Origin of the sequence: Burkholderia sp. BCC1972, from assembly GCF_905339605.1 — a bacterium.
Lineage (GTDB): Bacteria > Pseudomonadota > Gammaproteobacteria > Burkholderiales > Burkholderiaceae > Burkholderia.
In genome coordinates, this window is sequence record NZ_CAJPGH010000004.1 from 318,248 (window position 1) to 339,518 (window position 21,271).

Annotated in this window: 18 protein-coding genes; 5 read left to right on the forward strand and 13 right to left on the reverse strand. The window is 68.8% G+C overall.

All coding sequences use genetic code 11. From position 1 onward, the window contains the following. Positions 1–170 precede the first annotated feature (170 nt). Positions 171–647 carry an Lrp/AsnC family transcriptional regulator gene (locus tag U5798_RS09145; protein ID WP_309288222.1) on the forward strand — a complete coding sequence of 159 codons (477 nt, stop codon included), beginning with the start codon at positions 171–173 and terminating at the stop codon, positions 645–647. Positions 648–722: 75 nt separating this feature from the next. Here the strand turns inward: U5798_RS09145 and U5798_RS09150 are convergent, their stop codons facing one another. The 4 genes from U5798_RS09150 to U5798_RS09165 all read right to left on the reverse strand — a co-directional run bounded on the left by U5798_RS09150 (position 723) and on the right by U5798_RS09165 (position 5,678). Further along, positions 723–2,447, reverse strand: coding sequence for a tannase/feruloyl esterase family alpha/beta hydrolase (locus U5798_RS09150; RefSeq protein WP_124450792.1), 1,725 nt, complete (start codon positions 2,445–2,447; stop codon positions 723–725). A gap of 33 nt (positions 2,448–2,480) precedes the next feature. After that, positions 2,481–3,620: a porin gene (locus U5798_RS09155; protein ID WP_322081849.1), complete on the reverse strand. Its 1,140-nt coding sequence runs from the start codon at positions 3,618–3,620 to the stop codon at positions 2,481–2,483. A 67-nt stretch (positions 3,621–3,687) separates the two neighbouring features. After that, positions 3,688–4,893 carry a 3-(3-hydroxy-phenyl)propionate transporter MhpT gene (mhpT, locus tag U5798_RS09160; protein ID WP_124450787.1) on the reverse strand — a complete coding sequence of 402 codons (1,206 nt, stop codon included), beginning with the start codon at positions 4,891–4,893 and terminating at the stop codon, positions 3,688–3,690. 290 nt (positions 4,894–5,183) lie between these two features. Next, the gene (locus tag U5798_RS09165) at positions 5,184–5,678 is read right to left on the reverse strand and encodes a MarR family winged helix-turn-helix transcriptional regulator (RefSeq protein ID WP_185658148.1); all 495 of its coding nucleotides are present in this window, start codon (positions 5,676–5,678) and stop codon (positions 5,184–5,186) included. 255 nt (positions 5,679–5,933) lie between these two features. Here U5798_RS09165 and U5798_RS09170 point away from each other — a divergent pair, with 255 nt between their 5' ends. From U5798_RS09170 to U5798_RS09180, 3 genes are all read left to right on the forward strand, one after another. Continuing rightward, positions 5,934–6,701, forward strand: coding sequence for a GntR family transcriptional regulator (locus U5798_RS09170; protein WP_322081850.1), 768 nt, complete (start codon positions 5,934–5,936; stop codon positions 6,699–6,701). Positions 6,702–6,794: 93 nt separating this feature from the next. Continuing rightward, entirely contained in the window at positions 6,795–7,838 is a 1,044-nt protein-coding gene (locus U5798_RS09175; protein WP_322081851.1) for an aromatic ring-hydroxylating dioxygenase subunit alpha, read from the forward strand. Positions 7,839–7,893: 55 nt separating this feature from the next. Next, positions 7,894–8,856, forward strand: a complete 963-nt coding sequence (locus U5798_RS09180; RefSeq protein WP_322081852.1) for a PDR/VanB family oxidoreductase — start codon at positions 7,894–7,896, stop codon at positions 8,854–8,856. A gap of 264 nt (positions 8,857–9,120) precedes the next feature. Here U5798_RS09180 and U5798_RS09185 read toward each other — a convergent pair whose 3' ends face one another. The 3 genes from U5798_RS09185 to U5798_RS09195 all read right to left on the reverse strand — a co-directional run bounded on the left by U5798_RS09185 (position 9,121) and on the right by U5798_RS09195 (position 13,441). Continuing rightward, the gene (locus U5798_RS09185) at positions 9,121–11,022 is read right to left on the reverse strand and encodes a feruloyl-CoA synthase (RefSeq protein WP_322081853.1); all 1,902 of its coding nucleotides are present in this window, start codon (positions 11,020–11,022) and stop codon (positions 9,121–9,123) included. 97 nt (positions 11,023–11,119) lie between these two features. After that, complete coding sequence (locus U5798_RS09190; RefSeq protein ID WP_322081854.1) at positions 11,120–12,571, reverse strand: aldehyde dehydrogenase; 1,452 nt, start codon at positions 12,569–12,571, stop codon at positions 11,120–11,122. Between the two features lie 42 nt (positions 12,572–12,613). After that, on the reverse strand, positions 12,614–13,441 hold the full coding sequence (locus U5798_RS09195) for a p-hydroxycinnamoyl CoA hydratase/lyase (RefSeq protein WP_124450773.1): 828 nt from the start codon (positions 13,439–13,441) through the stop codon (positions 12,614–12,616). Between the two features lie 169 nt (positions 13,442–13,610). Here U5798_RS09195 and U5798_RS09200 point away from each other — a divergent pair, with 169 nt between their 5' ends. Then, entirely contained in the window at positions 13,611–14,519 is a 909-nt protein-coding gene (locus U5798_RS09200; RefSeq protein WP_322081855.1) for an amidohydrolase family protein, read from the forward strand. Positions 14,520–14,593: 74 nt separating this feature from the next. On the opposite strand, the gene U5798_RS09205 is transcribed toward U5798_RS09200, so the two are convergent. The 6 genes from U5798_RS09205 to U5798_RS09230 form a co-directional block, all read right to left on the reverse strand. Then, positions 14,594–15,496 (reverse strand): SMP-30/gluconolactonase/LRE family protein, encoded by a 903-nt coding sequence (locus tag U5798_RS09205; RefSeq protein ID WP_322081856.1) that lies wholly within the window; start codon positions 15,494–15,496, stop codon positions 14,594–14,596. Positions 15,497–15,546: 50 nt separating this feature from the next. After that, positions 15,547–16,566, reverse strand: coding sequence for an L-arabinose ABC transporter permease AraH (araH, locus tag U5798_RS09210; RefSeq protein WP_124450767.1), 1,020 nt, complete (start codon positions 16,564–16,566; stop codon positions 15,547–15,549). 32 nt (positions 16,567–16,598) lie between these two features. Continuing rightward, entirely contained in the window at positions 16,599–18,149 is a 1,551-nt protein-coding gene (gene araG / locus U5798_RS09215; RefSeq protein WP_322081857.1) for an L-arabinose ABC transporter ATP-binding protein AraG, read from the reverse strand. Between the two features lie 20 nt (positions 18,150–18,169). Next, on the reverse strand, positions 18,170–19,183 hold the full coding sequence (locus U5798_RS09220; protein WP_124450763.1) for an arabinose ABC transporter substrate-binding protein: 1,014 nt from the start codon (positions 19,181–19,183) through the stop codon (positions 18,170–18,172). Positions 19,184–19,271: 88 nt separating this feature from the next. Next, positions 19,272–20,201, reverse strand: a complete 930-nt coding sequence (locus U5798_RS09225) for a Gfo/Idh/MocA family protein (RefSeq protein ID WP_124450761.1) — start codon at positions 20,199–20,201, stop codon at positions 19,272–19,274. A 25-nt stretch (positions 20,202–20,226) separates the two neighbouring features. Then, positions 20,227–21,156, reverse strand: a complete 930-nt coding sequence (locus U5798_RS09230; RefSeq protein WP_124450759.1) for a dihydrodipicolinate synthase family protein — start codon at positions 21,154–21,156, stop codon at positions 20,227–20,229. Positions 21,157–21,271 lie beyond the last annotated feature (115 nt).

Below are 21,271 nucleotides of genomic sequence, written 5' to 3' on the forward strand. Positions count from 1 at the left end.
CTGAGCGGGACCGCGCGCGGGCGGCCTGTCGAGTGGGTCGGATCGGGCAAGCGCCGGTTGCGCTCGTCGTCGGATGGAAAAATAATATTGCGCAAGCCGGTCAACAAAATCGCCAAATCGACGGCATCAACGCAAAAATTTCTCATTCTTTCGAGGTTTCACGCGCCATCATGACGACCCCACTCGATGCGTTCGACCGCAAGCTGCTGATGGAACTCCAGCGCGACGCGCAAACGCCGCAGGCCGAGCTCGGCGCGCGCGTCAACCTGTCGACCGCCGCCGTGAACCGGCGCCTGCGGCGTCTCGCGGAAGACGGCGTGATCGAGCGCTACACGGCCGTGATCGCGCCGGACAAGGTCGACCATCCGCTGACGATCGTCGTGAACGTCGAAGTCGAGAGCGAGCAGATCGACCAGCTCGACGCGATGAAGCGCGCGTTCGAGCGCTGCCCGCAGATCCAGCAGTGCTACTACGTGACGGGGGAATGGGATTTCGTGCTGATCCTCGCAGTGCGCAACATGGATCAGTACAACGCGCTCACGCGCGAGCTGTTCTTCGCGAACAACAACGTGAAGCGGTTCAAGACGCTCGTGAGCATGAGCCGCGTGAAGGTCGGGCTCGACGTGCCGGTCGATCCCGGCGAGTGAGTGAGCGCCCGCTTGCAGAAATGAAACGGCCGGCGCGAGACTGCACGCGCCGGCCGCTTCCCATCGACGGCTACGTCAACGACAACTGAAGCTCGCGGCCGAATTCACGTCGCCCGAGCCGTTGTAGCGCGCGACCTGTGGATACGGACACAGCGGCCGCGTGCGTCCGGCGCCCCACGACGTGGGCACGTCCGCGTTCGGCACCGCATTGGTCGTGTCGCGCGCGGCGGCCACGATCGCGGCAGGCGCCTGCCCCTGCTCGACCCACGCGACGAGCGGCGTCAGCATGTCGAACTGGTCGGTCGCCGGCCCGCCCGAGCAATGGTTCATCCCCGGCACCGGATAGAAGCGCGCGAAATCCGACGCATCGCCGCCGTTCGCCTGCGCGACCTTCGCGTACCAGTCGCGCGTATCGTTGAACGAAAACACCGGGTCGCCCGTGCCGTGATAGGCGATCAGCTTCGCGCCGCGCGCCTTCAGCGCGGACAGGTTCGTCTCGTCGGGCGGCGTCATGAACGACCACGACGATTGCGTGTACGTGCCGTTTGTCGCGAAGATCGCCGGCGCATCGTTGTCCATGTCGAAGCCGAGCGCGAAGCCGGCGAGGTTCGCGAGCGTCGCGGCGGTTTTCGGCGGCGTCATGAACGTGAACGCCATCGCGGCCGGATCGAGCGTGACCGAGTTCGACTGCTTCCATGCAGCCCAGCCGCCGGCGGCCACGCCCGGATCGTACGGAAAGCTCGCGTACAGCGCCGTGCCCGCGCTGTTGCGCGCCCCCGCGAACACGTTCTCCAGCGCGGTTTTCTGCGCAGGCGTCAGGCAGGCGCCGGTGCGCGTGCCGTTCGCGCAGGTCGGGATATCGGCATCGACGCTGAAATGCGCCTGGCATGCGGCGACGTCCTGCACCATCCCGTCGGCCGCGCCGTCGAGCGCATCGCATTTCTCGAGGATCTTCGCGCCGACGAACTGCCGCTCCGCATCGTTGAAGCCGCTGCGGATGTCCGGCAGCCCGTTCGAGCCGGTGGCCGACGCGATCTTCGCGAACTGCTGCGCGCCGTACATCTCGCCGATCGCCGCCTTCGGCAGATGGAAACCCGGATCGCCGGCGATGATGCCGTCGTAGTCGGCCGGATTGCGCACGGCCGTGACCATCGCGTGACGGCCGCCGTTCGAGCACCCGCCGAAATAGCTGCGATCGGGCGCCTTGCCGTAAGCGAGCCGGATCACCTGCTTCGCCATCGGCGTGAGCGCATCGACCGCGCCGTAGCCATAGTCGAGCCGCGCCTGCGGGTCGAGGCCGAACAGCGGATTCTGCGCGGCGCTGTGCCCGGAATCCGAGCTGATCACCGCGAAGCCCTGGTTCAGCGCATTGGTCAGCGGCCCGCCGCCGCCGATCGCACCGGTTGCGGTGACGACGCTGCCGTCGAGCCCGCCGTTCGCCTGGTAGAAGAAGCGACCGTTCCACGCTTTCGGCAAACGCATCTCGAATCCGATCGCATAGGTGTTGCCGTCCACCGCGCTCACGCGCTCGTTCATCTTCCCTGCGATCACGCAGTGCTCGGCGACCGGCTTGCCGGCCACCGTCAGCGCGCCGGCGGCCGCGGTCGTCACCGACGTGAACGACGTGTTCGCATACGCGAGTTTCGCGGCGAGTGCGTCGCAGGTCTGCGCCATCGCGGCCGGCGTCGCGGCGCTCAGGTGCGTCGGCGCGGAGCTGACCGAATCGTCGCCGCCGCAACCGGCGAGCACGGCCGCAGCGGAGAGCGGCGCGATACAGAGGAATGCAGATTTCCTGTTCAAGATAACTCCCGTTGGGTTCGTCACGCCGGTGAATCAGAACATGTGCCGCACGCCGACCATCGCGCCGAGCTGCCCCATCCCTGCGCCGGGCGTCGTGCCGGGCCCGCCGCCGCTGACCGCGTAGCGTGCATGCGCGCTGTTCCACAGATACGACGATTGCGCATAGACGGCCGTGCGCTTGCTCAGCAGATAGGTCGCGCGCAGCGTCGCCATCGTCGCGCGCGTGTCGTGCGCGGTATTGACGATCCGGTAGCCTTCGCCGTCGACGACGAAATCGGGCTTCACCGCATACGACGCGCCGACGAAGAACAGGTCGGAATGCGCGCCGGGCGCGGCCGGTGACCCGGTCGACACGCGCCGACCGATCCAGCCCGCGCCGATCTTCGCGCCGGCCGCCTGCGCATAGGCGCTCACGTGCACGCGCGCGTCCTTGCCGGCGTGGCTCGTGAACGCGACCGGCGCGACACCGTCGAAGAAGTTCGCGGCCGCGCCCGTGCCGCCGCGCTGCTCTTCATACGACGCCGCCGCGCCGAAGTTCGCGCTGTCGTACTTGAGCATCACCGACCAGTTGCGGCATTGGACCGCGTCGCCGGGCACCTGCCCCGCGCACGTGCCCTGCCCCGGCGAGTTGCCGGTGCCCGCGCCGTCGCGGCCGAACGAATACGCGGCGCCGAGCGTCACGCCGCGATAGGTGCCGAGGTAGGTCACCGCGTTGTCGGCGCGGCCGTTCGGCACGTATGCGTCGAACGAGCCGAGCCCGTAGATGTCGGGGCCGATGATGTCCGCGCCCTGCAGCGCGAGGTAGGTCATCGTGTACTGGCGGCCGAACGCGAGCGTGCCGAAACCGCCCTTCAGCCCGACGAATGCCTGCCGGCCGAACAGCCGGCCGCCCTGGCCGAGATCGCCGCCGCGCACGTTGAAGCCGCTTTCCAGCGTGAATACCGCCTGATAGCCGCCGCCGAGATCCTCGCTGCCGCGCAGCCCCCAGCGCGACGGCAGTTCGCCCGTCACGGCCGGCATGCGCACGACGTGGTCGCCGGCCGCGTTCGCGTGCGACACGAACTCGACGCCCGTGTCGATGATCCCGTACAGCGTCACGCTCGATTGCGCATGCGCGCCGGTCGCGGCCAGCGCGCATGCGCCGGCTGCCAGCAAGGCTTTGGTGTGCTTCATGGTGGGTGTCTCCAGACCTGTGTCGATATCGCGCTCTGTCGGCGCTCGTGGATGAAAGAAACGGAACTCAGTCGTGTGCCTGCGGCCGCCGGATCAGCACCAGCGCGGCGACGGCGGCGACCAGCGTGACGGGGATGCTCGCGCCGATCACCATCGGCGCACTGCGCCCGGCGGCCAGCAGCGTCGCGGCCGCGAGCGGCCCGACGACGGAGCCGAGCCGGCCGACGGCGACCGCGGAGCCGACGCCGGTGCCGCGCATCGCGGTCGGGTAATACATCGCGGCAAGCGCATACAGCACCGACTGGCCGCCGACGACGAACATCCCTGCCGCGAATGCCGCGACGGACAGCCAGGCCAGCCCCGGCGCGACCGCCAGCGCGGCAAGCGACAGCACGATCCCCGCATACATCCCGACGACGACCCGCGACGGCTTCATCCGGTCCATCGACATGCCGATGCCGAGCACGCCGAGGCCGCTGCCGATGTTGAAGAAGATCTGCACGATCCCGGCCTGGCTGCGCGCGAGCCCCTTCGCCGCCATCAGCGACGGCAGCCAGTTCAGCAGGAAATACAGCACGATCAGCGTGCAGAAATAGCTGAGCCACAGCGCGAGCGTGGTGCCCGTGCGCGCGCCGCCGAACAGCGTGTGCGCGACGCCCGGACGCGCGGCGCCCGACGCGCTGACGTCGAGGAATGCGCGCGATTCCGGCAGCAGGACGAGCAACAGCGGAGCGAGCAGCAGCGGCCCGACGCCGCCGACGTAGAAGATGTGCCGCCATTCGGTGTCGCCGGCCAGCAGCACGCCGATCAGCGACGCGATCATGCCGCCGAACGGAATGCCGCAATACATCACGGCCACCGCGCTGCTGCGCGAGCGTGCGTCGACGGCTTCGGAAGACAGCGCGATCAGGTTGGGCATCGCGCCGCCGAGCCCGAGCCCGGTCAGCGCGCGCACCACGACCAGCATCGCGAAGGTCGACACCTGCGCGGTCGCGATCGACAGCAGTCCGAACAGGCAGACCGACGCGATCAGCACCCGTTTGCGGCCAACGCGGTCGGCGAGCCAGCCGCCGAGCATCGCGCCCGGCAGCAGGCCGAACGTGCCTGCGCTGAACGCGAGCCCCATCTGGGACACCGTCAACCCGAATTCATGCGCCATGCGCGGCGCGGCCACGCCCACCGACTGCAGGTCGAGCCCCTCCAGCAGCGCGATCGCGAAACACAGACCGAGCGTCGTCGCGACGGCCGGCCTTGCGGCAACGGTAGTATCCATTTCGTCTCCAAGCCTTGACTTGCGCGACATGCCCGAATGCATGCGCGGGGTCATTTTTCATGATCGGATCACGTACCACAAAATATCAGGCAACCTGATTCAGTGTCCGAAATAAAATCCGCTCGGCAGCAGACCGTTCGGATCGTCATCCCTTCACGGGACGGGACGATTTAATAACAGGTAACCTGATATTTCAAGTGTGCGGAGCGCCGGTGTTAACCCGCAAGGCGCGCGGAAACCGGCCGGACACGGCCGCGCGGAACGCGCAATGTGCCGAAAGGGACGGACGCTCAGTCGCGCAGGTTGCGCACGAACAGTTCGAGCGTGTGCTGAACCTGTGCGACTTCGTCGGTGGTCACGTCGTCGCCGAGCATCCGGCGCTCGAGCGGGCGCAGCACCCGTTCGCAGTCGCGCAGGATCGCCGAGCCTTCGTCGGTCAGGCGCAGCAGGATCACGCGGCCGTGGTTCGGATCGGCCTCGCGCGTGACGAAGCCGCGGGCGGCCATCGCCACCATCACCTCGTTCGCGGATTGCGGCGTGATGAACGAGCGCACCGCGAGCTGCGCGTTGGACAGCGCGCCGCGCGCCTCCAGCACCGACAGCGCCGTGTATTGCGCGAGCGTCACGCCGAGCGGCGCGAGCGCATCGCTCATCTGGCGGCGCAGCAACCGATCGAGATTGCCGATCAGGTAAGTCAGCCGTTGCTGCGCACGCATCGGCGATTTGGCTTCGGTGGCGCGGGCAGCGCGTTTCGCGCCGGCCGGTTTGACGGGAGTCGAACTCATGAACGTGTCGGGATGAATATCGCGGGCCATCTTACCTCACGCGACCCGCACGGCGGACAGGCGCGCGAGGGCCCGATCGCGGCGGCCGGCGCACTGTATACACGACGCCCGGCTTCCGGCTGTTTCGATCGTCGTTTACCCGAGGATCCGCACGATTTCGCTTGATCGTGCAGCATCGATGTATACAATTTTCTCAGGCAACCTGACAACACCGCACATCGACGCAGACTTTGCGGCACCGCCCCGCTACTCGCCATGACCGACCTCGACACCTCGCCTTCCGACCTTCGCACCGCTTCCCCGTCGCAAACCGTCCGTACGCTGCTCGGCCTGCGCGAGCTCATCGTCGGCGGCGAACTCGCGCCCGGCGCGCGCATTTCCGAACTGTGGGTCGTCGAGCGGCTCGGCGTGTCGCGCACACCGGTGCGCGCGGCACTGATCCGGCTGCAGGAGGAAGGGCTGATCGAGCCGATCGCAACCGGCGGGTTTGCGGTGCGCGCGTTCTCGGCGCGCGAGATCGGCGACGCGATCGAGCTGCGCGGCACGCTCGAAGGGCTCGCCGCGCGGTTCGCGGCCGAGCGCGGTGTGCCGCCGTCGATCCTGCGCGACCTGCATGCGTGCGCCGACGAAATCGACGTGCTGCTGGCCGGCCCGCTGACCGACGACACTATCTCCCGCTACGTCGACGCAAATGCCCGTTTCCATCGGCTGCTCGCGGCCGCGGCCGGCAGCGACGTGGTCGCGCGGCAGATCGACAAGGTCGCTACGCTGCCGTTCGCGTCCGCGAGCGCATTCGTCGTCGTGCAATCGCTCGATCCGCGCGCGCGGGACACGCTGATCGTCGCGCAGGCCCAGCATCGCGCCGTGCTCGACGCGATCGAATGCCGCCAGGGTGCGCGCGCGGAAGCGCTGATGCGGGAGCACGCGCAGATCGCGCACGGCAACCTGCGGCGCGTACTCGACAACCAGCGCGCGATGACGCGGCTCAAGGGTGGCAACCTGATTCGCCGCGACGCCGGCTGACCGGCGCGCGGCCTCTTCGCACGGTGCATGAAGCATGGGGCACCGTTCATTCAACGAGACGCCTGGCGTGCGCGCACGCCATGGAGGAGACGCATGTTCCTGAAAAACGCGTGGTATGTCGCGTGCACGCCCGACGAATTCGCGGGCAAGCCGCTCGGCCGGCAGATCTGCGGCGAGCGGATGGTGTTCTTTCGCGACGCGGACGGCGCGGTCGCCGCGCTCGAGGATTTCTGCCCGCACCGCGGTGCGCCACTGTCGCTCGGCACCGTCCGGGACGGCCGGCTCGTGTGCGGCTATCACGGGCTGACGATGGCGTCGAACGGCAAGTGCACGAGCATGCCGTGCCAGCGCGTCGGCGGCATTCCCGCGATCCGCACCTATCCGGCCGTCGAGCGGTACGGCTTCGTATGGGTGTGGCCCGGCGATCCCGAGCGCGCCGATCCGGCCGCGATCCACCGCCTCGAGTGGGCCGACGATCCGGGCTGGGCCTACGGCGGCGGCCTGTATCACATCGATTGCGACTACCGGCTGATGATCGACAACCTGATGGACCTCACGCATGAAACCTACGTGCATGCGTCGAGCATCGGGCAGCCGGAGATCGAGGAAGCGCCGCCCGCGACGAAAGTGAACGGCGACACGGTCACGACCAGCCGGTTCATGGAAGGCATCGTTCCGCCGCCGTTCTGGGCGGCCGCACTGCGCGGCAACGGCCTGGCCGACGACGTGCGCTGCGACCGCTGGCAGATCTGCCACTTCACGCCGCCGAGCCACGTGATGATCGAGGTCGGCGTCGCGCATGCGGGCAAGGGCGGTTACGACGCGGACCCGCGCGACAAGGTGTCGAGCATCGTCGTCGACTTCATCACGCCGGAGACGGAAACGTCGATCTGGTACTTCTGGGGCATGGCGCGCAGCTTCGCGGTCGACGATCGCTCGCTGACGGAGACGATCCGCAACGGACAGGGCGCGATCTTCGCCGAGGATCTCGACATGCTCGAAGCGCAGCAGCGCAACCTGCTGACCTGGCCCGACCGGCCGCTCCTCAAGCTCAACATCGACGCGGGCGGCGTGCAGTCGCGGCGCGTGCTCGACCGGCTGATCGACCAGGAGCGCGCCGCCGCGCTGTCGTGCTGACCGCGACCCGCACCGTCGCGCCGCGGCGGTGCGAGTCGCTCACTCCCTTCTTCCCATGAAAGTCACAGTCACCCGCAAGCTTCCCGCCGCGACCGACATCTGCGTGTTCGAACTGGCGTCCGCCGACGGCGCCGCGCTGCCGCCGTTCACGGCCGGCGCGCATATCGACGTTCACGTCGGCGGCTTCGTCCGCCAGTACTCGCTGTGCAACAGCCCGTCCGAAGCGGGCGTCTACCGGATCGGCGTGCTGGACGCGCCCGCGTCGCGCGGCGGTTCGCGCGCCATGCACGCGTGCGAGCCCGGCGCGACGCTCGACGTCAGCGCCCCGCGCAATCATTTCCCGCTCGCCCCGGATGCCGCGCACAGCGTGCTGCTGGCCGGCGGCATCGGCATCACGCCGTTGCTCAGCATGGCCGCGCACCTGATCGAGACCGGACAGTCGTTCGAACTGCATTACTGCGCGCGCGAGCCGGCGCGCGCCGCCTTTCTCGACCGGCTCGACACGCCGGGGCTGAAGGCCCGCACGCGGCTCTGGTTCGACGACGCGCCGGCCGGCCGGCGCATCGATTTCGCGCAGCTGCTCGCGAACCCCGCGCCCCGCACGCATCTGTACGTGTGCGGCCCCGGCGGCTTCATCGGCGCCGCGCTGGCGGCGGCGGCCGACGCAGGCTGGGACGCGGCGAACGTGCATCGGGAGCACTTCGGCCCGGTCGGCCCGGATGCGGATGCCGCGCCTTCCGGCGGCGGCGACGCAGCTTTCCAGGTATCGCTCGCGCAATCGGGACGCGTGGTCGACGTGCCCGTCGGCACATCGATCGTCGAAGCGCTGCGCGGCTGCGGCATCGACGTGCCGGTGTCGTGCGAACAGGGTGTGTGCGGCACGTGTCTCACGCGCGTGCTGTCCGGCACGCCCGATCATCGCGACGTCTACCTGACCGACGACGAACGCGCGGCCAACGACCAGATGCTGCCGTGCTGCTCGCGTGCGGTGACGCCGATGCTGGTGCTGGATCTGTGAAGGTGTCCGTGAAGCGGCGCCCGGTCGCGAAGCACGCGGCCCGGTGCCCGTTCACGTCGATGACGAGCTTGCGAACGTGCGTCGACAGGCGTCCTAGACGGGACCGCCTTCGGGGCACGTGCAACGCGTGAGACGCGCCGTCTGCCTGGCAAATTCGTTCGCCGCAACGCCAGCGCGCCGGGCCGTTCGCCGATGACGAACGGCCTGTCGCGCTTCAACGCGCGAAATCGGCTGCCCGGCCGTTCAGCTCGCGAGCGTCACGCGTCACGCGCCGCGCGGGCCGGCGACGAGCACGCCCGCGTCGGCGGCGTCGGCCGCATGCATCGCGTCGACGAGCGCCGCGCGCTGCGCGAGCACCGCGCGCTGGTTGATCGAACCCTTGTCGGTCACCTCGCCGAGATCGAGCGAAGGCGGCGTGTCGAGCAGGCACAGCCGCGCGATGAACGTCGCGCTGCCGGTTGCCTCGCGGTTCAGCCGCGCCAGCAGGTCGGCAAAGAACGCCCGTACGCGCGGCGCCTGCAGCACGGTACGCACGTCGGCGTCCGGCCCCGCGCCGGCGAGACGGCGGCACTCGTCCACACGCGGGAAGATCATCACGCCGACGTCGTCCCGGTTCATCCCGGTCACGACCGCGTCCTGCACATACGGCGCGCCGTTCGACACGATCCGCGCGCGCATCGGCCCCACGCTCACGAAGGTGCCCGACGACAGCTTGAAATCCTCGGCGATGCGGCCGTCGAACATCAGCCCGATCTCCGGGCGCTGCGCGTCGACGAAACGCACCGCGTCGCCGCTGCGGTAATAGCCTTCGTCGTCGAAGACTTCCCGCGCGTCGTCGCCGCTCGCGCGCCAGTAGCCGGCCATCACGTTCGGCCCGCGAAAACGCGCTTCGAGCTTGCCGTCGACCGGCACCAGCTTCGCATCGCAGCCGGGCGCGGGCAGCCCGATGTAGCCGGCGCCCGACATCGGCCCCGTGGTGAACATGCAGGACGGCGCGGCTTCGGTCATCCCGAGACCCGCCATGATCCGGATGCGCTCGCCGCAGTGCGCGAGCGTCACGCGTTCGAGCCGGTCCCAGGCGGCCTGCGACAGCCCCGCGCCCGCGAAGAAATACATCTTCACGCGCGAGAAGAAGGTCGCGCGCAGCGCGGCATCGGTTTCGAGCGCGGCGGCCAGTTCCTCCCAGCCTTTCGGCACGTTGAAATACACCGTCGGCGCGATCTCGCGCAGGTTGCGCAGCGTCTCGTCGAACTTGCCCGCCACCGGCCTGCCGTCGTCGACGTATAGCGTGCCGCCGTTGTACAGCGCGATGCCGACGTTGTGGCTGCCGCCGAACGTATGGTTCCACGGCAGCCAGTCGACGAGCACCGGCGGCTCGATGCCGAATTGCGGAAACGTTTCGAGCAGCATCTGCTGGTTGCTGCACAGCATCCGGTGGGTGGTCGGCACGGCCTTCGGCATGCGCGTCGATCCGGACGTGAACAGGAATTTCGCGATCGTGTCGCCGGTGATCGCGTCGTGCGCCGCGTCCACGCCGTGCGGCGCCGTGTCGAGCAGCGCCGCGAAGCGCGTGACGCCGCGCATCCCGTCCGGCGCCGACACGACCACGCGCTCGACGTCGTCCGGCACCGTCGCATCGAGCGCCGCGCGAAACGCGCCGCCGTCGGCGGCAAACACCAGGCCCGGCGTCAGCAGCGCCAGCGCATGGCGGAGCTTGCCGTAATCGCTCGAGACGAGCGAATACGCGGGCGACAGCGGTGCGTACGGAATGCCGGCCCACATCGCGCCGAATGCGATCTGCAGATGTTCGAGATCGTTGCCGGACAGGATCGCGACCGGACGCTCGGCCGACAACCCGCGATCGAGCAGCGCCTGGCCGATCGCACGCGCCCGTTCGAGCATTTGCGCATAGCTGATGCCGACCCATGCGCCGTCGGCGCCGCGTTGCGCGACGAGCCAGCGGTCCGGGTGCGCTTGCGCGCCGCTGACGAGCCGGTCGGTCAGGCGGCGCGGATACGCGCCGAGCGCGGTCGAGGCGCGCAGGGTCCAGCAGCCGTCGCGCTGCGCGATCTCGGGCGGCGCCGCGCCGATCGCGACGGGACGGTAACCGGCGAGGTCGGGCTGCACGGCGGCCGTGCCGCGCAGGGGAGTCGGATCCGCATCCAAGGTTTGTCTCCAGTCGGTTCCGCCGGCGCGTTGGGCCGCGCCGGCGGACACTGCGTTGTGTCGTTGTCGTCGTGTTTGCCGCGAGGCGGCGGCCCGCTCAGATCGGGTAGTGGCGGGGCCCGGTCTGCACGGTGATCCAGCGCAGGTCGGTGAATTCGGCAATCGACGCCTTGCTGCCGAACCGGCCGTAACCGCTCGCCTTCACGCCGCCGAACGGCATCTGCGCCTCGTCGTGCACGGTCGGGCCGTTGACGTGGCAGATGCCCGACTCGATCCGTTTCGCGACCTGCATCGCGCGCGCGATGTCGCGGCTGAACACCGCCGCCGACAATCCGTATTCGCTGTCGTTCGCGGCGGCGAGCGCTGCGTCGTCGCCGTCGACGCGCTGCACGGTCACGACCGGCCCGAACGATTCGTCTGCGTAGAGCTTCATGTCGCGCGTCACGCCGTCGACGATCGTCGGCTGCATCACCGCGCCGTCGACTTCGCAGCCGAGCGGCAACGCCGCGCCGTGCGTGCGCGCATCGGCGACCAGCGCGGCGATGCGCTGCGCGGCCGCCGCGCTTTCGAGCGTGCCGAGCACGACGCCCGGCGCGGCCGGGTTGCCGGCCTTCAGCGTACGCGCCTTCGCGACGAGCTTGTCGACGAACGCGTCCGCGACCTTGCGGTCGACGATCACGCGCTCGGTCGACATGCAGATCTGCCCCTGGTTGAAGAACGCGCCGAATGCGACCGCGTCGACCGCGGCATCGAGATCCGCGTCGTCGAGCACGAGCACCGGCGCCTTGCCGCCGAGTTCGAGCAGCGCCGGTTTCAGATGCTGCGCGGCGAGCGTCGCGACGATCCGGCCGACGCGCGTCGATCCGGTGAAGTTCACGCGCCGCACGGCCGGGTTCGCGATCAACCGCTCGACGATCGCGGGCGCGTCCTGCGGCGCGTGCGTGATCACGTTGACGACGCCGTCGCCGAGCCCCGCTTCGTGCAGCACGCTGCCGATCAGCCGGTGCACGCCGGGGCAGCCTTCCGACGCCTTCAGCACGACCGTGTTGCCGCAGGCGAGCGGCATCGCGAGCGCGCGGGTCGCGAGGATTACCGGCGCGTTCCACGGTGCGATCCCGAGCACGACGCCGCACGGCTGGCGCACGGCCATCGCGATGCTGCCGGGCACGTCGGACGGAATCACCGCGCCGTCGATCTGCGTCGTCATCGCGGCGGCCTCGCGCAGCATGTTCGCCGCGAGCATGACGTTGAAGCCGTACCAGTTCGCCATCGCGCCGGTTTCGGCCCGGCCGGTCTCGATGAATTCGCCGGCGCGTGCGTCCATCCGGTCGGCCGCCGCCAGCAGCCGCCGGCGACGCTCGGTCGGCCCGAGCGCGGCCCACGCCGGGAACGCGCGCGCCGCCGCCGCGACGGCGGCATCCGCATCGGCGAGCGTCGCCGCCGCGGCGCGCGAGGCCACCTGCCCCGTCGCCGGATCGATCCGGTCGAACGTGGCGCCGTCCGACGCGCCGCGCGACACGCCATCGATCAACAAACTCACTTCATGCATTTCGCTGTCTCCCCTCAGTCCGTTTGCGTGCCGCTTCGCGCGTCAGCGCTTGTACGCCTGCAGGCCCGGCTTGATGCTCTTGTCGTCGAGGAACTGCTTGAGCCCCTGCTCGCGGCCGCCTTCCGGATCGCGATGGTTCGCCTGGTCGAGCTTCGCGTACAGGTAGTCCTCGTTCTGCTCCCACGTCAGCTCGCGGCAGCGCTTGAAGCCATGCTTCGCGTTGCGGATCACGACCGGGTTCTTGTCGAGCAGCTTCGCGGCCAGCGCAAGCACTTCGTCGCGCAGTTGCGCGCGCGGCACGCTCTTGTTGACGAGCCCCATCTGCGCGGCCTGCTGCCCGGTGAAAGTATCGCCGGTCATGATGTAGTACAGCGCCTGGCGATGGCCGACCGTGTCCGCCATCGCCTTGCTGACGAGGTTGCCCGGCGGGATGCCCCAGTTGATCTCCGACAGGCCGAACACGGCTTCGTCGGCCGCGATCGCGAGATCGCACGCGACGAGCGGCGAGAAGCCGCCGCCGAAGCACCAGCCGTTGACCATCGCGATGGTCGGCTTCGCGTACATGCGCAGCAATTGCCACTGCCAGCGGCTCGCGTCGCGGCGGATCTTTTCCTGCAGGATTTCCGGGCCCGCGTCGATTTCCCGGAAGTACTCCTTCAGGTCCATCCCCGCCGTCCACGCGTCGCCTTCGCCGGACAGCACGAGCACCTGCGCTTCCGGATCGAGCTCGATCGTTTCCAGCACGTCGATCATCTCCGAATTCAGCGTCGGGCTCATCGCGTTGCGCTTCTCCGGACGGTTCAGCGTCACCCATGCGATCCCGCCCTCGACCGCGACTTTCACGGTGTTCCAGCGACCTTCGTAACTCATCTTCGTTCTCCAATGACAGTGCCGCCCTACGCGACTCGTCGCCAATTTACTATCAGGTAGCCTGATATGTAAAGTAGAATGGAAACGGCTCGGGAGAAACCCCTAATCGGGCGCAAACGCCTGGAAAACACGTCGCTGCGGCGACGGCTCACGACATGAGGAGACACGCTTGGATATCCGGAACCTGATTGCAATCGACACGCACGTGCATGCCGAAGTGTCGTGCTGCCAGCCGCCCGACCTGTTCGCGAAGGCATTCGACGACGCGGCCGACAAGTACTTCGGCACGGTGCTGAAGCAGGGCCGCCGGCCGACGATTCCGGAAACGATCGCGTATTACCGCGAGCGCCGCATCGGCTTCGTGATGTTCACCGTCGACTGCGAGACGAACATTGGCCGGCGCCGCATTCCGAACGAGGAGATCGCCGGTTTTGCGCAGGAGAACAGCGACATCATGATCGCGTTCGCGAGCATCGATCCGCACAAGGGCCGCTTCGGCGCGCGCGAGGCGCGTCGCCTGATCGACGAACACGGCGTGAAGGGCTTCAAGTTCCACCCGACAATGCAAGGGTGCTATCCGAACGACCCGATCGCCTATCCGATCTATGAAGTCATCGCCGAATACGGGTTGCCGGCCGTGTTTCACAGCGGCCATTCAGGCATGGGATCGGGCATGCGCGGCGGCGGCGGGCTGCGCCTCAAGTATTCCGAACCGATTCACCTCGACGATGTCGCCGCGGATTTCCCCGACATGAAGATCGTGATCGCGCATCCATCGTGGCCGTGGCAGGAGCAGGCGCTGTCGATCGCGCTGCACAAGCCGAACGTCTACATCGATCTGTCGGGATGGTCGCCGAAGTATTTCTCGCCGGAGCTGGTCAAGCATGCGAACACGCTGCTGCGGCACAAGGTCCTGTTCGCATCGGATTTTCCGCTGATCCGGCCGGATCGCTGGCTGGAGGATTTCCAGGGCGCCGGCTTCCGGCCCGACGTGCATCCGCTGATCCTGAAGGACAACGCGGTGGCGTTGCTGGGGCTCGACGCGGAACAGGCATCACGCGTCGATGCGGGGATGTGAGGAACCGGAAGCGCGACGATCGCGGTGAACGCAGCGCGGCAGTCGGTGGGTGGTACGCCGCCGCGCCGCCGTATTCAGGGCGTGGAGCGGCCCGCAAAGCGCGCGGTCGGCAGCCCCGCATGGCGCGTCCGGGTCACGAACACGCCGCCGGCCTCGGCATCGCTCGCCAGCGCGGCGTCGCTCAGCCCGACACGCGCGCTCGTCACGTACAGCCGGCCGTCGCCGTCGAGCGCCACGCAGCTCGGCTGCGCGGTCGGCACGGCGACGCGTTCGGTCTCGACACCGTCCGGCCCGTAGCGCACGACCCGCCGGCCGCCCCACTGCGCGTTCCACAGGCCGCCGTCGCGATCGGTCGTCGAGCCGTCCGGGTCGCCGTCGACGTCCGTCAGCCGCGCGAACGGCCGCACGTTCGCGACGTCGCCGCCCGCGCGGTAGTCGCACACGAAAATCTCGCGCACCAGCGAATCGCAGAAATACATCTTCGAGCCGTCCGGCGAAAACGCGATGCTGTTCGCGATCGCGGCCGGCGGCAACGCAAGCCGTTCGAGCGTGAGATCCGGATTGAGCCGATAAAACCCGCCGACCGCGCGCGGCGGCTCGCCGCCCTCATCCTTCATCCCGAACACGAATGCACCCGCCCCGTCACAGCGCCCGTCATTCAACCGCGTGGGCAAATCGGGCTCGACGTCGACGATCCGCGTGAACGCGCCGCTGCGCAGGTCGAAAAACGCGAGATGCGTGGCGAGCCCGACGAGCAGCACGTCCGGATCGCCGGTCAGCGCGAAGCACGCGAGCCGCTCGGGCATCGCCCACGACGTCAGGCCGGCGCCGTCCGCACGGCAGCGCCACAGCTGCGCGCCTTCGATGTCCACCCAGTACAGCGCGTGCGCCTTGTCGCACCACGTCGCGCCTTCGCCGAGCGTGTTGCGGGTGTCGGCCAGCAGCGTCGCCGACGCGGCCGGTTGAGTCTGTTGCATGCCGTCTCCCGATATTCGTCGTATTTGCAGGCGGCCGCGCGTGGTCGAAGTCAGATCTTCATCGCGCGCCGCTGGTTGCGACGATACTGGTCGAACAGCACCGCGAGCAACAGAATTCCGCCGCGTATCAGATATTGGTAAAAGGTCGGCACGTTCAGCAGGCTCATCGCATCCTGCACGGAGCCCATGATCAGCACGCCCACCAGCACGCCGGAGATCGTCGCGACGCCGCCCGTCAGCGACACGCCGCCGAGCACGCACGCGGAGATCACGCCGAGTTCGAGGCCGACCGACGTCTTCGGGTCGCCGAGGCTCATCCGCGACGCGAGCATCACGCCGGCGAAGCCCGTCACGAGCCCCTGCAGCACGAACACCGTGATCTTGATGCGCATCACCGGCAGCCCCGCGAGCAGCGCGGCTTCGCCGTTGCCGCCGACGGCCAGCACGTTCTTGCCGAACACCGTCTTGCGCAGCAGGAAGCCGAACACGACGAAGCCGACGATGTTGCTCCAGATCGGATACGAAATGCCGAGGAACGAGCCGCCGCCGAGATCGAAGAAGCGCTCCTCGGAGATCATCACCGCGTCGCCGTTCGACGTGATGAACGCGAGCCCGCGCACGACTTCCATCATCGCGAGCGTGACGATCAGCGAATTGATCCGGTAGCGCGCGATCAGCACGCCGTTCACGAGGCCGACCGCGCCGCCCGCGAGCACGCCGGCCGCGATGCCGAGCACGACGCTGTGCGTCGCGGTGATCAGCGTCGATGCGACGACGCCCGCGAACGCGACGATCGACGCGACCGACAGGTCGACTTCGCCGAGCGCGAGCACGAACATCATCGTCACCGCGATCGAGCCGATCAGCGTGACCGACAGCAGCAGGCCCTGGATGTTGCGCGGCGTGAGGAAGTCCGGCACCGTCAGCGACAGCGTCGCGAACAGCACGAGAAACACCATCACGATGCCGGAGCGGTTGATCAGCTGCCACACGCCGCCGCGCGCGCGTGCAGGCACGGCGGCGGCATCGGGTGACGGGGAAGTGCGTTGGGGTTGCATGGCCTGGCTCATGTCGTATGCGTTCCGGTTGTTGCAGCGCGCCGCTAGCGCGGCAGTGCGAGCTTGATCAGCGCGTCGGGCGTCGCGTGCTCCTTCGTGACCTCGCCCGCGATCCGTCCTTCCTTCATCACGATGATGCGGTCCGACACGCCGATCACCTCGGCCAGATCGCTCGACACGAGGATCACCGTGCGGCCCGCTTCCGCGAGTTCGTAGAACAAGTTGTAGATTTCCGCGCGTGCGCCGACGTCGATGCCGCGCGTCGGCTCGTCCATCAGGAACACGTCGATGCGCTCGGCCAGCCAGCGCGCGAGCACGACCTTCTGCTGGTTGCCGCCCGACAGCGCGCCGATCGGCGTATCGCCGTCGCGGGTCTTGATGGCCAGCCGCTCGATGTAGCGTTGCGCGAGTTCGCGTTCACGCCGTCCGTCGAGCAGCACGCGCGCCGGGCTGAAATGGCGGCGCGCGCTGATGTTCAGGTTGTCGGCCACCGACGCGATCGCGACGATGCCTTCCTGCTTGCGGTCTTCCGGACACAGCGCGATGCCGGCGCGCACCGCGTCGCGCGGGCTGCCGAACGCGACGCGCTTCCCGTTCAGCTCGACATGCCCCGCGCTCGGGCGCACCGCGCCGTACAGCAGCTTCATCAACTCCGAACGGCCCGCGCCGACGAGCCCGAAGAAGCCGACGATCTCGCCGCGCCGCGCGGTAAACGACACGGGTTCCGCAAGGCCCGGCCCCGCGAGCCCCTTGGCCTCGATCAGCACGTCGCCGGCCGTGCGCGGCCGATAGCCGTACACGTCCTCGATCGAGCGGCCGACCATGCAGCCGATCAGCCGGTCGCGGTCGAGATCGGCGACGGAATCGAACGTGTCGATGCGGCGGCCGTCGCGAAACACGGTCACGCGGTCGCACAGTTCGTAGACCTCTTCCATCCGGTGCGTGACGTAGATGATCGCGCGGCCTTCCGCGCGCAGCGCGCGGATGATCCGGAACAGTTGCGTGGTTTCGCGCGCGGACAGCGAACTCGTCGGCTCGTCGAACGCGATCACGCGTGCATCGCGCATCAGCGCCTTGCCGATCTCGATCATCTGGCGCTGACCGATCGACAGATACTTCACCGGGATGCCGGGATCGATGTGCTCGCCGAGCCGCTCCAGCGCATCGAGCGCGCGCGCGGCGAGCGTGCGCTCGTCGACCACGCCGAGCCGGCTCGGCAGCTGCCCGAGCATCAGGTTCTCCGCGACTGTCAGCTCGGGCACCAGATGCAGCTCCTGGTAGATGATCGCGATGCCGGCCTCGAGCGCCGCGCGCGTCGACGCGAAGCGCTGCACGGCGCCGTTCAGCATCAGCGTGCCGGCCTGCGGCTGGTTCACGCCGGACAGCACTTTCAGCAGCGTCGATTTCCCCGCGCCGTTCTCGCCCATCAGCCCGTGCACTTCGCCCGCACGCACCGACAGCGACACCGCGTCGAGCGCACGCACGCCCGGGAACGTCACCGTGATGCCGTCGAGCGCGAGCAGCGGGCTGTCCGGCCTCGGCGTTCCCGCTTCGGCGTCGCGCCCGGACACGGCCGTCATCGTCTGCATCGTCATCGCGTTCTCGCCTCGTGCGCTCAGATGCCGAGCTCGGTGCGCACGGCCTGCCAGTTCGCGCGCGTCATCAGCTTGCCGCTCGTCTGCGTGTCGGCCGGCGGCATCTTGCCGTTGCGGATCCAGTCGACGAGGTTCTGCGTGCTGTCCTTGCCGTGGTTCGTCGAGCTGACCGCGATCGTCCCGTAGAAGCCGGTCGGCTCCTTCTTCTGGAATTCGGCGAACGCCTCGCCCGCGCCGTTGATGCCGACGCCGATCACGTCGGACGCCGGGATGTGCAGCTGTTCGGTCGCGCGCACCGCGCCGAGCACGGTTTCCTCGTTCAGCGCGTAGACCACCCATTTCTTCACGTTCGGATGGCGCGCGAGCACGGGTGCGGCCGCGCTGAAGCCGCCTTCGTCGTCGGTCGTCTTCTGCGGCGCGTCGAAGATGTTCTCCTTGCGGAAGCCGTTCGCGAGCAGCGCCTGCGTCGCGCCGTCGGTGCGCAGCTTCGCGGTCGGCAGCTCGTAGTTCGTGACCCGCAGCGCGCCGACCTCCTCGGGCTTCCAGCCGCGCCGCTTCATCTCGTCGGCGATCGCCTGGCCGACCTGGTTGCCGATCTTGGTCGCCGACATCCCGAGGTGCGGCACGTTCGTCAGCGGCTTGCCGGTCGAATCGACGAGCTGGTCGTCGACCGTCACGAACTTCATGTTGTAGCGCTTCGCGCGCGCGGCGATCGCCGGGCCGAGGCGCACGTCCGGCGCGCAGATCACGAAGCCCTGCGCGCCCTGCGAACCGAGGTTGTCGATCGCGGCCAGCACCTTCTCGCCGTCCGGCGTGCCGATCTTCACGACCGAGAAATTCTCCTTCTGGCCGAGCGCGGACGCCGCGTTCTGCTCGTTGATGAACCATGCCTGCTCGGGCATCTTCACGAGGAAGCCGATCTTTAGCGGCGCATCGGCGCGCGCGGCGCCCTGCATACCGAGCGGTGCGATGCAGAGCGCGGCCAGCAGCGCGCGCAACGTATGGCGGCGAATCGTGTGAGTCGTGCGGTTCATGCGGTGTCTCCTTTATGTCGGCTGGTGCCGTGATGTGTGCCGAAATTGATACGTCGTGCGCGCGTCGAGCCGAAGCGTCCGCGCACGTTCAGCGGCCGAACGCGTCGGTCTGCACGCGCCGGCCGAACAGGAAGGCGTCGGCGACGAGCCGCAGCGGCCGCACGTCGACGTCGCGCTCACCGCGCGCGATCAACGCACGGAAATGCGCATACAGCGCCGGATACTCGCGTTCGGGGCCGATCTCGACCGGCTCGCCCGCGATCGACAATTGCGCGCCGCCGCGGCTGATCGCGAGCACGCCGTCGGCCGTGTCCACCGCGATCTCCCATTGCTCGACAGGGCCGTGCCGCCAGTCGAATTCCGCGCGCACCGGCACGCCGTCGGTATCCGCGCAATCGAGATCGGCCGCGATCGGCGTCTGCACGTCGCTCGGCACGAACAGCGTCGCCTCGCGCAGCACGAGCTCGCGCGGCAGGATCCGCGTGACGATCGACAGCGCGTTGATGCCCGGATCGAACACGCCGAGGCCGCCGGGCTCCCAGATCCACTGCTGCCCCGGATGCCAGCGCCGCACGTCCTCCTTCCAGCGCACCTGCACCGCGCGGATCGTGCGCGTCGCGAGCCACGCGCGCGCGGGCTCGACCGCGCTCGCACAGCGCGAATGCCAGGTCGCGAACAGCGTGAGGCCGCGTTCGCGTGCGAGCGCGTCCAGCACCGCCACTTCGCCGAGCGTCGCGCCCGGCGGCTTCTCGAGCATCACGTGCTTGCCGGCTTCGAGCGCCGCGCGCGCCTGTGCGTAGCGCACCTGCGGCGGCGCGCACAGCGACACGGCGTCGAGCTCGCGCTCGGCGGCCAGCAGCGCGCGCAGATCCTGATAGTTGCGCACGCCGCTGACTTCCGCGTGGCGGCTCGCGCACGCGGTCAGCACAAAGCCCGGTTCGGCGGCGATCGCCGGCAAATGCTGGTCGCGCGCGATCTTGCCGATCCCGACGACACCCAGCGAAATCGGATCACTCATCGTGCATGTCTCCTTCGCGAATCGCTCAGTGCGCCCAGCGCAGCACGAGCGGATCGAGCCGGCGCGCGATCGCGAGCAGCTCCGCGCGCGTGTCTGGATGCAGTTCCGGCATCGGATGCCGCGGCCGCTCGCACGCGATCACGCCGCCGGCGCACATCAGCGCCTTCGCGGTGAGGATCCCGGACTGGCGGTTCTCGTGATTGATCAGCGGCAACCACGCCTGGTAATGCGCGAACGCATCGTCGTGCCGCCCTTCGCGCCATGCTTCGAGGATCGGCCGGATCCCGTCAGGAAAGCCGCCGCCCGTCATTGCACCGGTCGCGCCCGCATGCAGGTCGGCGAGCAGCGTGATCGCCTCCTCGCCGTCCCACGGCCCCTCGATCGCATCGCCGCCGAGCCGGATCAGCTCGCGCAGCTTGTTCGCCGCGCCCGGCGTCTCGATCTTGAAGTACGCGACCTGCTCGATCTCGCGCGCCATCCTTGCCAGGAACGGCGCGGACAGCGCGGTGCCGCTCGCGGGCGCGTCCTGGATCATGATCGGGATCGCGATCGCGTCGGAGACGCGCGCGTAGAACTCGAAAATCTGCGCTTCCGGCACGCGGAACGTCGCGCCGTGATACGGCGGCATCGCCATCACCATCGCCGCGCCGAGCTGCTGCGCGCGCAGGCTGCGCGCCGCGCACACCTGCGTGCTGTAGTGCGACGTCGTGACGATCACCGGCACGCGGCCGGCGACGTGTTCGAGGATCGTGCGCGTCAGCACGTCGCGTTCGTCGTCGGTGATCGCGAACTGCTCGGAGAAGTTCGCGAGGATGCACAGCCCGTCCGAGCCCGCGTCGATCATGAAATCGACCGCGCGCTTCTGGCTCGCGAGGTCGAGCTCGCCGGAATCGGTAAACGTCGTCGGGACGACGGGAAAGATGCCGCGATAGCGCGGCGTGCTGCTCGAAGTCATGTTTCGCGTCCTGCGCCGGCCTCGGTAATGGCCGGCCGTCTTGCGTTCACGGTTTCACGTTGCGCGGACCGGAACGGTCCGCAACCGGCGGTGGCGCATGTCGCGCCGCCCGCCG

Excerpts from the sequence above, each read along its gene's own strand:
- U5798_RS09230 (WP_124450759.1), bottom strand. The coding sequence starts at position 21,156 with ATGACTTCGAGCAGCACGCCGCGCTATCGCGGCATCTTTCCCGTCGTC.
- U5798_RS09190 (WP_322081854.1), bottom strand. The coding sequence starts at position 12,571 with ATGCATGAAGTGAGTTTGTTGATCGATGGCGTGTCGCGCGGCGCGTCG.
- U5798_RS09205 (WP_322081856.1), bottom strand. The coding sequence starts at position 15,496 with ATGCAACAGACTCAACCGGCCGCGTCGGCGACGCTGCTGGCCGACACC.
- U5798_RS09175 (WP_322081851.1), top strand. The coding sequence starts at position 6,795 with ATGTTCCTGAAAAACGCGTGGTATGTCGCGTGCACGCCCGACGAATTC.
- U5798_RS09145 (WP_309288222.1), top strand. The coding sequence starts at position 171 with ATGACGACCCCACTCGATGCGTTCGACCGCAAGCTGCTGATGGAACTC.
- U5798_RS09225 (WP_124450761.1), bottom strand. The coding sequence starts at position 20,201 with ATGAGTGATCCGATTTCGCTGGGTGTCGTCGGGATCGGCAAGATCGCG.
- araG (WP_322081857.1), bottom strand. The coding sequence starts at position 18,149 with ATGACGATGCAGACGATGACGGCCGTGTCCGGGCGCGACGCCGAAGCG.
- U5798_RS09170 (WP_322081850.1), top strand. The coding sequence starts at position 5,934 with ATGACCGACCTCGACACCTCGCCTTCCGACCTTCGCACCGCTTCCCCG.
- U5798_RS09220 (WP_124450763.1), bottom strand. The coding sequence starts at position 19,183 with ATGAACCGCACGACTCACACGATTCGCCGCCATACGTTGCGCGCGCTG.
- U5798_RS09195 (WP_124450773.1), bottom strand. The coding sequence starts at position 13,441 with ATGAGTTACGAAGGTCGCTGGAACACCGTGAAAGTCGCGGTCGAGGGC.
- mhpT (WP_124450787.1), bottom strand. The coding sequence starts at position 4,893 with ATGGATACTACCGTTGCCGCAAGGCCGGCCGTCGCGACGACGCTCGGT.
- U5798_RS09180 (WP_322081852.1), top strand. The coding sequence starts at position 7,894 with ATGAAAGTCACAGTCACCCGCAAGCTTCCCGCCGCGACCGACATCTGC.
- araH (WP_124450767.1), bottom strand. The coding sequence starts at position 16,566 with ATGAGCCAGGCCATGCAACCCCAACGCACTTCCCCGTCACCCGATGCC.
- U5798_RS09165 (WP_185658148.1), bottom strand. The coding sequence starts at position 5,678 with ATGAGTTCGACTCCCGTCAAACCGGCCGGCGCGAAACGCGCTGCCCGC.
- U5798_RS09155 (WP_322081849.1), bottom strand. The coding sequence starts at position 3,620 with ATGAAGCACACCAAAGCCTTGCTGGCAGCCGGCGCATGCGCGCTGGCC.